This window comes from Zophobihabitans entericus, assembly GCF_011745665.1.
Taxonomy (GTDB): Bacteria; Pseudomonadota; Gammaproteobacteria; order Enterobacterales; family Orbaceae; genus Zophobihabitans; species Zophobihabitans entericus.
Map to the genome: position 1 here is coordinate 753054 of NZ_CP050253.1, position 13746 is coordinate 766799.

At 39.1% G+C, this 13746-nt stretch carries 12 protein-coding genes and 4 tRNA genes; 8 read left to right on the plus strand and 8 right to left on the minus strand.

Translation table 11 applies throughout. From position 1 onward, the window contains the following. Positions 1-107 precede the first annotated feature (107 nt). The gene (adhE, locus tag IPMB12_RS03430; protein ID WP_166914974.1) at positions 108-2843 is read left to right on the plus strand and encodes a bifunctional acetaldehyde-CoA/alcohol dehydrogenase; all 2736 of its coding nucleotides are present in this window, start codon (positions 108-110) and stop codon (positions 2841-2843) included. A gap of 97 nt (positions 2844-2940) precedes the next feature. Further along, positions 2941-3570: a helix-turn-helix transcriptional regulator gene (locus tag IPMB12_RS03435; RefSeq protein ID WP_166914976.1), complete on the plus strand. Its 630-nt coding sequence runs from the start codon at positions 2941-2943 to the stop codon at positions 3568-3570. Here IPMB12_RS03435 and IPMB12_RS03440 read toward each other — a convergent pair. Then, entirely contained in the window at positions 3567-3950 is a 384-nt protein-coding gene (locus tag IPMB12_RS03440) for a VOC family protein (RefSeq protein ID WP_166914978.1), read from the minus strand. The two genes, IPMB12_RS03435 and IPMB12_RS03440, sit on opposite strands and share 4 nt — an antisense overlap. A 202-nt stretch (positions 3951-4152) precedes the next feature. Between IPMB12_RS03440 and IPMB12_RS03445 the strand changes: the two genes are divergently transcribed. From IPMB12_RS03445 to tuf, 5 genes are all read left to right on the plus strand, one after another. Then, a tRNA-Thr gene (locus IPMB12_RS03445) sits at positions 4153-4228 on the plus strand. 33 nt (positions 4229-4261) lie between these two features. Continuing rightward, positions 4262-4346: transfer RNA gene (locus IPMB12_RS03450), tRNA-Tyr, on the plus strand. A gap of 149 nt (positions 4347-4495) precedes the next feature. After that, a tRNA-Gly gene (locus IPMB12_RS03455) sits at positions 4496-4570 on the plus strand. A gap of 2 nt (positions 4571-4572) precedes the next feature. After that, positions 4573-4648: transfer RNA gene (locus tag IPMB12_RS03460), tRNA-Thr, on the plus strand. Positions 4649-4813: 165 nt separating this feature from the next. After that, a complete protein-coding gene (gene tuf / locus IPMB12_RS03465) occupies positions 4814-5998 on the plus strand; it encodes an elongation factor Tu (protein ID WP_166914980.1) in 1185 nt (394 codons plus the stop codon). Between the two features lie 223 nt (positions 5999-6221). Here the strand turns inward: tuf and rraA are convergent, their stop codons facing one another. The 5 genes from rraA to IPMB12_RS03490 all read right to left on the minus strand — a co-directional run bounded on the left by rraA (position 6222) and on the right by IPMB12_RS03490 (position 11070). Next, positions 6222-6710: a ribonuclease E activity regulator RraA gene (gene rraA, locus IPMB12_RS03470; RefSeq protein ID WP_166914983.1), complete on the minus strand. Its 489-nt coding sequence runs from the start codon at positions 6708-6710 to the stop codon at positions 6222-6224. A gap of 98 nt (positions 6711-6808) precedes the next feature. Continuing rightward, a complete protein-coding gene (locus IPMB12_RS03475) occupies positions 6809-7717 on the minus strand; it encodes a 1,4-dihydroxy-2-naphthoate polyprenyltransferase (RefSeq protein WP_166914985.1) in 909 nt (302 codons plus the stop codon). A gap of 76 nt (positions 7718-7793) precedes the next feature. Then, positions 7794-8969, minus strand: coding sequence for an ABC transporter permease (locus tag IPMB12_RS03480; protein WP_166917678.1), 1176 nt, complete (start codon positions 8967-8969; stop codon positions 7794-7796). Next, on the minus strand, positions 8969-10117 hold the full coding sequence (locus IPMB12_RS03485; protein ID WP_166914987.1) for an ABC transporter permease: 1149 nt from the start codon (positions 10115-10117) through the stop codon (positions 8969-8971). Before IPMB12_RS03485 ends, IPMB12_RS03480 begins: the two co-directional genes overlap by 1 nt. Then, entirely contained in the window at positions 10099-11070 is a 972-nt protein-coding gene (locus IPMB12_RS03490; RefSeq protein WP_166914989.1) for an HlyD family secretion protein, read from the minus strand. The genes IPMB12_RS03485 and IPMB12_RS03490 overlap by 19 nt, the downstream gene beginning before the upstream one ends. Before the next feature lie 223 nt (positions 11071-11293). On the opposite strand from IPMB12_RS03490, the gene IPMB12_RS03495 reads away from it, so the two are divergent. Further along, on the plus strand, positions 11294-12601 hold the full coding sequence (locus tag IPMB12_RS03495) for an NAD(P)/FAD-dependent oxidoreductase (protein ID WP_166914991.1): 1308 nt from the start codon (positions 11294-11296) through the stop codon (positions 12599-12601). Between the two features lie 67 nt (positions 12602-12668). Here the strand turns inward: IPMB12_RS03495 and nusG are convergent, their stop codons facing one another. Continuing rightward, positions 12669-13214, minus strand: a complete 546-nt coding sequence (gene nusG / locus IPMB12_RS03500) for a transcription termination/antitermination protein NusG (RefSeq protein WP_166914993.1) — start codon at positions 13212-13214, stop codon at positions 12669-12671. A 1-nt stretch (position 13215) separates the two neighbouring features. Beyond that, positions 13216-13617: a preprotein translocase subunit SecE gene (gene secE / locus IPMB12_RS03505; protein WP_166914995.1), complete on the minus strand. Its 402-nt coding sequence runs from the start codon at positions 13615-13617 to the stop codon at positions 13216-13218. Positions 13618-13746: the final 129 nt, after the last annotated feature.

Consider the following 13746-nt stretch of genomic DNA (forward strand, 5'->3'; position numbering starts at 1 on the left):
GCATTCGCTTTCAATAACTCAAAAAATTATAAGAAAACATGTCCAAACATGTCTAAATAGCGATCCTCTTTTAAACTTTAAATTTTTAAAATTCAGGAGAAGTTTGTATGGCAGTAACCAATCTTAATGAGTTAAATGAACTAATGGCCAGAGTGAAGAAAGCTCAGGAAATTTATTCAACGTTCACTCAAGAACAAGTAGATAAAATTTTCTTAGCAGCATCTACTGCGGCCGCAGCAGCACGTATTCCTTTGGCTCAGCAAGCAGTTGCAGAATCAGGTATGGGCGTTGTTGAAGATAAAGTCATTAAAAATCTTTATGCATCAGAATATATTTACAACAAATATAAGCACGAAAAAACATGTGGTGTTTTAGAGGAAGATGAACAATTTGGTACAACTATTGTTGCTGAACCTGTCGGTGTTATTTGTGGTATTGTTCCAACAACAAACCCAACATCAACAGCTATCTTTAAATCATTAATCAGCTTAAAAACACGTAATGCGATCGTATTTTCTCCTCATCCAAGAGCGAAAAAATCAACTAACGCAGCGGCTAAAATTGTTTTAGATGCAGCGATTAAAGCGGGTGCTCCAAAAGATATCATTGGCTGGATTGACGAGCCAAGTCTTGAATTATCTAATGCATTAATGCACCATCCAGATGTAAATATCATTCTTGCAACTGGTGGTCCTGGCATGGTTAAAGCTGCATATAGTTCAGGTAAACCTGCACTAGGTGTTGGTGCTGGTAATACTCCGGTTGTTATCGATGAAACAGCAGATCTTAAACGTGCTGTTGCTTCTGTTCTTATGTCAAAAACATTCGATAACGGTATGATCTGTGCGTCAGAACAAGCGATTGTTGTGGTTGATAAAGTGTATAACGAAGTTCGTGATTTATTAACTAAATACGGCGCGTATATGCTTGATGCGAAAGAAACAAAAGCTGTTCAAGGTATCATTCTAAACGATAAAGGTGCGTTAAACGCAGCTATCGTTGGTCAACCAGCATATAAAATTGCTGAATTAGCAGGCTTCAAAGTTCCGGCAGCAACGAAAGTTCTTGTTGGTGAAGCAGCTAAAGTAGATATTTCTGAGCCATTTGCACATGAGAAACTATCTCCAACTCTAGGTATGTTTAGAGCAAAAGACTTTAAAGATGCAGTAGAGAAAGCAGAGAAATTAGTCGCTATGGGCGGTATCGGTCATACTTCTGTTCTTTATACTGATCAAGACAACAACAAAGATCGTGTTGCTTACTTTGGTAGCAAAATGAAAACTTGTCGTATCTTAATCAATACACCTTCATCACATGGTGGTATCGGTGATCTTTATAACTTTAATTTAGCACCATCTCTAACGCTTGGTTGTGGTTCATGGGGTAATAACTCTGTGTCTGAAAACGTGGGTCCTAAACACCTGCTTAACAAAAAAACAATCGCGAAGAGAGCTGAAAATATGTTATGGCATAAACTACCTAAATCAATCTATTTCCGTCGTGGATCACTACCAATTGCTTTAGCTGAAGTTATTACTGATGGCGCTAAAAAAGCAATGATCGTGACCGATAAATTCTTATTTAGTAATGGTTATACAAAACCAATTATCGAGCAATTAGAAAAAGCGGGTGTGATTTGTCAGGTGTTCTTCGAAGTTGAAGCAGATCCAACATTAAGCATTGTTAATAAAGGCGCAGCGTTAATGGATGAGTTCAAACCTGATACTATTATCGCGCTAGGCGGTGGTTCAGCGATGGACGCAGCTAAATTAATGTGGGTAATGTATGAGCACCCGGAAGTTCAATTTGCTGAATTAGCATTACGCTTTATGGATATTCGTAAACGTGTTTGCGGTTTCCCTAAACTTGGTGTTAAAGCGAAACTTGTTTGTGTAACAACAACATCTGGTACTGGTTCTGAAGTTACACCATTTACTATCGTAACTGATGATAAAACTCATCAAAAATTTGCATTAGCAGATTATGAGTTAACGCCAAATATGGCTGTTGTTGATGCTAACCTTGTTATGAATATGCCTAAATCACTTTGTGCATTTGGTGGTATTGATGCAGTTACGCATGCTACAGAAGCTTATGTTTCAATCATGGCAAACGAATTCTCTGATGGTCAAGCGTTACATGCGTTAAAACTATTACAAGAATTCTTACCAGCAAGTTATAACGAAGGTGCTAAAAACCCTGTAGCACGTGAAAGAGTTCACAATGCAGCAACTGTTGCTGGTGTGGCGTTCTCTCAAGCGTTCTTAGGTATTTGTCACTCATTAGCACATAAACTAGGTGCAGCGTTCCATGTTCCTCATGGCTTAGCTAACGCATTATTATTAACTAACGTTATTCGCTTCAACGCAACTGATAAACCAGTTAAGCAAGCGACATTCAGCCAATACGGTTATCCGCAAGCTGTTCAACGTTACGGTGATATTGCAGACCATCTAAACTTAACAACTAAATCTGATACTCCAGCCCAAAAAGTTGAGAAACTAATTAAGTGGATTGATGAATTGAAAGCTACGCTGAATATTCCGATGTCTATTAAAGAAGCGGGTGTTGATGAGAAAGCATTCTTAGCAGCAGTTGATAATTTAGCGGTAAATGCATTTGATGACCAATGTACTGGTGCAAACCCACGTTACCCATTAATTTCTGAGTTAAAACAAATTTACTTAGATTCTTACTATGGTCGTGCGTACAAAGATCAGGACGATGCTAAGCCAGCTCCGGCAGCAAAAGCAGCAGCTAAACCTGCGGCAAAATCAGCAGCTAAAGCAACGGCTAAGCCTGCAGCAAAACCAGCTGCGAAGAAAGTCGCTAAGAAAAAATAATTCGTTATTTTAAATAATCAAACCCCGTTTATTCGGGGTTTTCTTTTTATATCAAGATGATGAGTCTCTGAGTAATATGATAAAAGATGATTTAGTTTTGGCACAATGGCAAGACAAATCAGTAGCTTCTGAATTTGCTCATGTCTTACCTGATGGATGTCAGGATCTTATTGTGTGTGTTAAACCGGGAGAACGACCAGAATGGTTTATTTCTGACTTATCTGATTCAGCCTATATTGTAAAGTCAGAGAGCGGACAATGGTTTATGGGGGCACGTTTGCATCCTGGGGCGCTGATTAGTTCTGAGGCGTTATTGAAAACAATGGAAAGTAAATCAAGTTTTGATCATCAGGATATGCTTGAAAATATTAGTTATTTTGTTACTTATAATCAGAATGTGACAGAGGCTTTAACTTCTTTATCCCAAAAATCATCGCTTAAACAGATAGTGACACATTTGGGAGTGTCAGAGAGAACGCTACAGCGCTTAATGATGAAATACACTAAACGCTCACCACAATACTGGCAAGCGTTAGCACGTATTCGTCAATCTGCCAGATTAGTCGTTAATAGTGATATGACTCTGATTGATATCGCCAGTGAATCAGGTTTTTCTGATCAGGCACATTTTAACCGAGAGTTTAAACGTTGGTTTAGTACGTCTCCGGGACAATTTCGTCAACATACCATACTAAACCAATTCATTAATGATTCAGGTTATAACTAATTAGCTACTTCTGTACAGATTTCAATAAGAAATCCATTTGGGTCAGAAATATAGGCAACAGTTTGTCCCCATTCCATTTTTTCAGGAGCCTGAATGAGTTCAGCTCCAGCAGTTAAAGCAGCTTGTAATGTTTCTTCAACATTTTCTGTGATAAAAGCAATTTCAAAACAAGGAGAGTCTGGATGCGGCTTACCTGGATTCTTACCTAACTGTTCCATCAGATCGATGGATGAGAAGGAGAGGGTGGTATTACCGGTGTTTAATTCGCCATAATCGCCACTTTCATGTAAAAATTTAATCTCAAAACCAAATACCTTTTGATAAAAATTGAGTGTTTTTAAGACATTATTAACATAAAGTATGGTATATCCTAGTTTCATCTTATTTCTCCTGTGATTTTTTACGGAACATTCTGAAATTATTATAGTTTTAATCTTAATTTTGGTCTTGAATAAATCCGACAATTCGCTGTACAATAGATCCTCTAGCCGTTTTCTGTTTTTTTTTTAAGCAAACAAATAAAAAAGATGTTTTTTTTGTTGCCAAGGGTTATGAATATAGTCTAGAATGCGCAGCACTTAGGCCGGCTTAGCTCAGTAGGTAGAGCAACTGACTTGTAATCAGTAGGTCGCCAGTTCGATTCCGGCAGCCGGCACCACTTAAGTGAAAAACAGAAAATTTGAATTATCGGGGTGGGGTTCCCGAGCGGCCAAAGGGAGCAGACTGTAAATCTGCCGTGTCACACTTCGAAGGTTCGAATCCTTCCCCCACCACCATTAATATAAAATATGTTGTATATTAAATATAGTGGAAAGGATATAAATCAAATTTAGCTCTCCTTACCTCAAATCATATTTTATATAACACCAGTTCAATTAACTGTTATCGGATTATTATAGAAGCATTCAGTAGCCGAGTTTGAACTGCGGGCATCGTATAATGGCTATTACCTCAGCCTTCCAAGCTGATGATGCGGGTTCGATTCCCGCTGCCCGCTCCAATGCTGATATAGCTCAGTTGGTAGAGCGCACCCTTGGTAAGGGTGAGGTCGGCAGTTCGAATCTGCCTATCAGCACCAGTCCTTTTCTTCCTCGTCTCCACTATAATGCTTGTAAAAAACAGCTTTATTCTGATATTATTCAGAGCTGAATTTTTTGAATTAGCATCTATATACATTTAGTTATATAATGCTTGGTTGATGTGGTGCTTTACCACCGATTTGTATTACTTAGAGGGACTATCGATGTCTAAAGAAAAATTTGAACGTAAAAAACCCCACGTTAACGTCGGTACAATCGGCCACGTTGACCATGGTAAAACAACTTTAACAGCAGCAATTACGACAGTACTTGCTAAAAAATACGGCGGTAGCGCACGTGCATTTGACCAAATCGATAATGCACCGGAAGAAAAAGCACGCGGTATTACTATCAATACTTCACACGTAGAATACGATACACCGACTCGCCACTACGCGCACGTAGACTGCCCGGGGCATGCCGACTATGTAAAAAACATGATCACTGGTGCGGCACAAATGGACGGCGCTATCCTGGTTGTTGCAGCGACAGATGGTCCTATGCCACAAACGCGTGAGCACATCCTGTTAGGTCGTCAGGTAGGTGTTCCTTACATCATCGTATTCCTGAACAAATGTGACATGGTAGATGATGAAGAGTTACTAGAATTAGTTGAAATGGAAGTGCGTGAGCTTCTGTCTCAATACGATTTCCCGGGTGATGATACACCGGTGGTACGTGGTTCAGCGCTACAGGCGTTAAACGGCGTGGCAGAGTGGGAAGACAAGATTGTTGAATTAGCAGGCCACTTAGACTCTTATATTCCAGAGCCAGAGCGTGCGATTGATAAACCATTCCTGCTTCCAATTGAAGACGTGTTCTCAATTTCAGGTCGTGGTACAGTGGTAACAGGCCGTGTTGAACGTGGTATCATCAAAGTGGGTGAAGAAGTTGAAATCGTGGGTATCAAACCAACGGTGAAAACAACCTGTACAGGTGTTGAGATGTTCCGTAAACTGCTAGACGAAGGTCGTGCGGGTGAGAACGTGGGTGTGTTACTGCGTGGTACAAAACGTGAAGAAATCGAACGTGGTCAGGTACTGGCTAAACCGGGTTCAATCAAGCCACATACTGATTTTGAATCAGAAGTGTATATCCTGAGCAAAGAAGAAGGTGGTCGTCATACGCCATTCTTTAAAGGTTACCGTCCACAGTTCTACTTCCGTACAACAGACGTAACGGGTACTATCGAATTACCGGAAGGTGTAGAGATGGTAATGCCGGGTGATAACATCAAGATGGTGGTATCACTGATTCACCCAATCGCGATGGACGAAGGTTTACGTTTCGCAATTCGTGAAGGTGGTCGTACAGTAGGTGCGGGCGTTGTTGCGAAGATCATCAAATAATTGATTCGTTAATATTTGAAGTTTAAAAAGGTCACTTTATGTGACCTTTTTTTATTGCTACACGTTTTTTAACTACTTTCTTTATGCATTTGTGACCTGTAGAAAAGCGTGGCTAAAAGAAGAAGGACAATAAAAAAGCGGATAATATTTCTGCTATCCGCTTTAAAAACCTCAATATAATCAAACAGTTAGATTTATTTATAACCTTTTGATTTTATTGGATTTAATCTTCGATTGATAAGGCAATTTCTGACAGAATAATACCGGTATTATCAGCATAAACATAATCATCAGAGAAGAAAGATACGCCGCCAAAATTAACACGCACATCCGCTTCACCAATACCATTGTCATCAGCACCAACAGGAATAGCGGCTAGTGCCTGAATACCAATTTCACTTTCAGCTAAATAGTCAACCTGACGCACAGCACCATAGACGATAATACCTTCCCAGTTGTTTTGCACAGCAATGTCAACCAGCTCTGCATCAAGTAAAGCTCTACGTACAGAGCCACCACCATCAACAACCAGCACGCGACCAGTACCATCTTCTTGCAAAAGAGTATAAAGGAAACCGTTATCCTCAAAACATTTTGCTGTCACTACTCGACCCGAAAAAGAAGTTATTCCACCGAAATTACTAAAGATTGGCTCAACAACATTCACATCTGCCGGATAATAATCACACAGAATCGAAGTATCGTATTCCATTGTTTACTCCTCTAAATAATAAATTGATGTTTCCAGTATAACGCTAACTTACGCTAAATAGCAAAACTAAGCATTGAGATCATTAGGATAATCGTGACCTAGCTCAAAATAATCCCTATGCAGTAGAGCAAATCAGTGAGTAATGCGATTCTTATCATCTGATAAAGCAGTGGCGGAACCTGTTTTGGTGTTTGATAAGTTAGTACCCGATATAAGTGTTGAAGGTATAAAGGAGTGACTAGTAAAAATAACCAGCTCCAGACGGATGCCAGGTAGCACCACGAAAAGTAGCTCAACAAAATCAATGATAAAATCAGCAGTATCACATGATAATGTCGCCCTGCTCGTTCACCAATCATCACAACCAGTGTCCGTTTATGATTCAGGCGATCACTGTCAATATCACGTAAATTATTAATGTTTAATACCGCAACAGAAAGCAGCCCACATCCTATTGCCGGAAAGACCAGAAACAGCTTCAGCGACTCAGTTTGCAGGTAATAACTCCCCATAATACTGACCAGACCAAAAAACACCAGTACAGATAAATCACCCAGCCCCTGATAGCCATAAGGCTTACTGCCAACGGTATAAGTAATAGCAGCAATGATAGCCAACAGTCCGAGTAAAATAAATCCGAAAAAAGACAACCATGAGTGATAAGAGAGCCAGAGCAGTATCAGACCAGAGATAATCACCAGTACTGTATTTATTTTTAAGGCTAGTTTCAGCTGTTGAAGCGTGATTAATCCAAGCTGAATCCCTCGCTCAGGACCAATACGACCATGCTTATCAGCACCACTGAGTGCATCACCATAATCATTAGCTAAATTAGATAAGATCTGTAATAAGGTAGCAGTTAATAATGAGAAAAACATTATTCCAAAATGGAATTGTTGCTGCCAATATGCCAGCGCAGAACCGACTAAAATTGCCGAGATGGCAAGAGGTAAAGTTTTTAAACGAAAGCTTGTCAGCCAGATGGACAGTTGGTCTAATTTTCTCATTTAGTATAAATCTTTAATATCGACCGACCAATAATAACAGCTCAACTGCCATCTCCATAGCAACAAGATATTTTATTTATGACTCTGATACTTCTGTATGAAGTTTTTTAGATTTCAGTTTTTTGAAAATATAAAAATACTGTCTGATTTGACCACTTCTCAGCATTGAAATAAAAATCCCAATCCCGGCATAAACACAACCAAGTACTAGTAACATTACAATATTAATACCAACACTTGAGATACTGAGTCCCATCTGATTCACACCAGCAATCATATTGGTTGCCCAGGTAGACGGTAATAATTTAGATACAAATTGCACCCAACCCGGCATAGCATCAAGTGGCCAGATAGTGCCAGACAAATAAAAGACCGGAGTAGTCAGAAACGATAACGTCAAATAGATCATCTCAACCCGTCGTAAACATTCTGTGAGTAGCTTACTAACACCAATAACGGCAATTAAAAATGGAAAAGTTAATAATAAAATTTCCGGAATCGACGCAACTTGCCGGTAACCAAGTACCCATGGCCACAAAATAAATAACACGATCGATAAAAACAGCCAGATAGGCACTAACGCCGACAGACTGCCTAAATACACGACTTTTGGTGGTTTACCTTGCGGTAAAGTATTTAAAGTAATATTTACCCGTGTTGAAGCCATCAGTAAGGAGTGCTGTAGTAACATCACCAGCAGCCCCGGGAATGTAATAGCTGCAAAACTGGTCCCCGGATTAAATAGTGCTACTGTTTCACTCTTAATCGGAGAGAGAATCACATCAATTTGTGAAGCTGCAAAGCCATTGGCTCTTAGTGTCTGATGATTATACTCAGTCAGCATTTCCCGATAGGCCAGCATAATATCCTGCTGAATCTGACCATTAGCTAATCTGTTTGACGCATCACCATAAGCAGGAATGGTGACTGTTTCACTATGTAGCAGACGTTTTTCAAAGTCTCTTGGAATCATGATAACAGCAAACAATTTACGTCCATTAATATCATCCATCGCTTCAGGGATACTGTCATAAATAATAGTTTCAATTTTTGAACTGGTATTAAGTTGACGAATCAACTGACGACTGGAACTGGAATGGTCCTGATCCACAACACCAACCGGTAGATCAGTAATCGTTGAATTAAGATAAACCAGACTCATCAAACATAACGAAACAACCAGCAATAGCCAGAGCGGCCGGTTTAACAAACGAAACAGCAGGGTTCTGAAGGACTTCCAATAAATTGCCATCATTGGTTCACTTCCTCTTGCTGTAAACGTTTAACTAAGCGACGGCGTACAATTAAGGTGATAAAAATCGGATAGCAGGTCAGAATTAAACAGGTTTTTATCACAGTTAATACATTTACGTGTCTTAAGAAGATATCAAATAAGGTGTTAAGTGCATAAGTTAGCGGCTCAATCCCTGCAATAACTCGGGCTATCCAGGGCATGGACATTTCTGGTACAGCTACCCCGGAATACGTTAAGGCAAGGCCAACTAAAATACCAATCAGGCTATAGGCTGTTAATGTCGACTGAGTATAGGTAAATAACAAGATACCGATACTTTGAGCAGCCATCACATAGAAGAACGTCACAGGTAACATATAAACAGGAAAACTACTCACTCTTGCACCAGAAATTAATACCAGTAAAGCGATCTCAAATAATAACAGCGCACAATACCAAAATGTATAAGGAGCAAGCTTACCTAAAATAAATGGATAAGAAGGTCTTGTCCGGCGTGGTAATTTACCTAAAATGTGAATGGTCATTGTCACAACAAAGAGCTGTAACAAATGCACCACAGCAGAAAATTGCTGAAAATATATTGAATTACCACTAGCATTAAATAATCCGTCATAAATGAAGTTCACTTTAGCTAAAGGTGGTACAGCTAAACCAATTTTAGTGGCAAGAATAGTCCGATATTGAGTATTTAACTCAGTAATCAATCCGGAATAATCCATAATAGAATACAGACCTGCACCATAATACAGGGCATTATAATACAACACAGGTGAAGGTTGTTTACCACCTAAGACGTCAGCTTCAAAGCCAGCAGGAATATACAAAATCGCGTAAATCTCAGCCTTCTCTAAACTTTCAGTCGCTTTGTTTAACTGGTTCTCATAATTAATCAGTTTTGCATGTGCTCCAGCATTAAGTTCTCTAATCACTTGTTGAGATAAATGACTACGATCCTGATCAACATAACCAACAGGCAGATCAAACATCACACCGGTTGAAAAAATACTACCAATTAAGGTAAAAATAATTAATGGCAATATCCACAGCAACCAGTGATGTGTAAAACGTCTAAAAATAAACTTTAGTTCATCTGAGAACGCTGCAACAAAACGTGCAGTAAAGTCTTTTACTGTTCCCACTTCCATAACACACTCATACCAGCACGAAGGCCATCAACAGGCTCTACAGGATAGAGTCTTACTTCAAAAGTTTTTAAATCAAAATCCCCGGTCGCACGCGTAGCCCGACGAGTCGCAAAGTCACCCATAGCAGAAATAAACCTGACTTCAGCTTCAATCTCTTTATTACCCAGTGCAGGAACAGTTAGAGTGATATGATCCCCTTTACGAATATTAGCTAGAATATCTTCCCGTAGATTAAAGACAAAATAAGACTGAGATAAGCGAATCACTGTCAGTAATGGACTAGTTGCATTAAACAGTTCACCCACCTCTGCCGGGATAGAACCCACTTCACCATCAACAGGAGCTTTGACTAACAAATCATCTTGCTGAATTGTTAACTGACGTAGTTGTTCTTCTGATTGTTGTAACTTAGCTTCATAAATTTGACGTTGCTCGATACGATCACCATGCAATGCTTCATCCAGATTTGCTTGTGCCAGCAAAACCTGTTGCTGTGCAGAATCTCTGACTTTCACCAGGTTATCTAAAATCGATTGAGAGATATAGCCCTTATCAGAGATAGCTTTATTACGCTCATACTCTTTTTGAGCATTGTCATAGCTCACTTTTGCCTGAGCAAGTAGCGCTTCATAATAGCGAATACTCTCTTCGCGCGTACCGTGCTGTGATAATTCAAGTTGTGCTTTAGCCTGATTGCGTGCTGCCTCTGCCGCTTTTACCTCGGCAATAAGTTCAGGACTATCAAGCGTAATCAATACATCACCTTGTTGAACATCATCACCACGATTGACATGAATGATCTGCACACGCCCTTTGGCTTTAGAGGAAATACTCACAGCAGGAGCATCAACCTCTCCTTGTAAGATAATATAACTATTGTGAGAGCGAATAAGGATAGTTAACGCAACAGTGATAATTATCAACAAGATAATAAAAAATAACTTTTTATTCATAATAAAATTACTAAAGAATTGAATGATGAGAAATCGGTTTTGATCAACCAGACGAAAGAATTTATCTTCAGTCATATAGCATATATAAATTACACCAAGAATACTAGATCTCTTGTGATATAAAGTGCTCTAAGGATTAATTGATTTCATTCATAGATAGAAACAATGAAATAGATTAGATAAAGTCCTACTAATTTAGTATGATATATCTAATTTGAAATACATGAGATATTTAACTATGAAAAAAATCGTGATCGTTGGCGGCGGAGCCGGTGGCTTGGAACTTGCCACACAATTAGGCAATAAATTAGGTAAAAAAAATCGAGCAGAAGTGATTCTTGTTGATAAAAATCCATCTCATTTATGGAAACCTTTATTACATGAAATCGCAACAGGCGTACTTGATGATCAAATGGATGAGGTCAATTACCTTGCGCATGGTAAACGTAATCATTTCAAATTCAAGCAAGGTGCACTACTGGATATTGATCGTGAAAACAAAAAGATCAAAGTTGCTGGCGTAAAAAACCCTGCCGGTGAAGAGATCTTTCCTGCTACAGAATTAAGCTATGATGTACTTGTAATGGCAATCGGTAGTACATCAAATGACTTCGGGACACCTGGTGTTAAAGATCACTGTATTTTACTTGATGATCAGGTACAAGCGAAACGCTTACGCCAAATTATGCTTGATACTTTCTTTAAGTTTTCAGCGAGTCCGGAAACAACTAAGAGCGATAAGATCAATATCGCTATCGTTGGCGGTGGTGCAACGGGTATCGAACTTACTTCAGAACTATTCACAATGGCTGAAAAATTAAAATCTTATGGTTTTGACAAAATCAGTCCTAAAACACTTAATGTGACATTGATTGAAGCTGCGGATCGTATTATTCCGGTACTTTCTGAAAAACTCTCTCAAAGCATTAAAGAGCAACTTGAAGAGTTCGGCGCTAAAGTCTTAACCAAGACAATGATTACTAAAGCTGACCATGATGGTTTCTATCCAAAAGAAGGCGATGTAATCAAAGCTGATATCATGATTTGGGCTGCGGGTGTTAAAGCGCCTGACTTCTTAAAAGATATTGCCGGTCTTGAAACCAGTCGTTCTAATCAATTAGTTGTTAAATCAACACTACAAACAACGCGTGATGACGATATTTTTGTTATTGGTGACTGTGCATCAAGTCCTAAACCTGCTGGTGGTTTTACTCCTCCTACTGCTCAGGCTGCACACCAAATGGCAAGTATCTGTGCAAAAAATGTGATGGCACATTTAAATGAATTACCATTATCTAATTTTAAATATAAAGATAAAGGTACAATCATCTCGTTAGCTCATACAGCACAAGGTAGCGTGACAACTGTTGGTTCATCTTCAATGATTGTACGTGGTACTCCGGCACATATGATCTATCGTATGCTATATCGTATGCATCAGGCAGCCCTGTACGGTAATATTAAAACGGGTCGTTTAATGATGGCTGGTCGAGTATATCGTTCAGTTCGTCCAACACTTAGATTAAACTAAGTATAATCCGGACATAAAAAAACCGAGCCAGAAGCTCGGTTTTTTATTATTTAAATTCTTACTGAAATTAACTCTTTTCAACCTGGCTAAAATCAAGTTCAACAGGTGTAGAGCGACCAAAGATTGAAACAGACACTTTTAAGCGGCTTTTCTCATAGTCAACTTCTTCAACTACACCGTTAAAGTCTGCAAATGGACCTTCAGTAACACGAACCATTTCGCCCGGCTCAAATAGTGTTTTAGGACGCGGCTTATCACCAACTTGTTGCAGACGATTCATAATCGCATCAACTTCACGTTGACTGATTGGTGCAGGACGATCGGATGTACCACCAATGAAGCCCATTGTTCTTGGTACACTTTTCACCAGATGCCAAGTCGCATCATTCATTTCCATCTCTACCAGCACATAGCCAGGGAAGAATTTTCTTTCACTTTTACGACGCTGGCCACCTTTCATCTCAACGACTTCTTCAGTAGGTACTAAAACGTCACCAAAAGCATCTTCCATATTATGAAGTTTAATATATTCACGTAGAGATTGTGCTACACGTGCTTCATAACCTGAATACGCCTGAATCACATACCAACGTTTTTTTTGTGTTTCACTCATATTAGTGCCCTAGCATTGTTACAAAAGAGATTAAACGAATAATTAAACTGTCTAATCCCCATAAGAATAGTGATGCAATAACAGTGATAACTGCAATCAGTAGCGTTGTTTGCATGGCTTCTTTACGAGTTGGCCATACAACCTTACGTAACTCAGTGCGAGATTCTCTGGCGAACGATAACGTCGCTTTTCCTCTGGCAGTTGTCAGTACCAAGACTAAAGCCAATATTGCAATAACAATCATCGCAATGATTCTGACAAGCGGACTTGCTAAATAAATTGGATTTGGCTCAGAGAAGTAAAAATTACCCCAAATCATCCCAACTAATAAAACAAGGGCAACGACCCATTTCAGCTTATCAAGTACTGGACTCGCTTCTTGATTTTCACTATTTACGCGCATAAAAAACCTATATTAGTATTCAATCGGATAAAACCTATTCTACAAAATGCGTCTATTCTACCTGATATTCAGGGCAAACAAAACAATAAAGGTACTTTGTACAATAAACTTCACTAACTGAGATAAGAA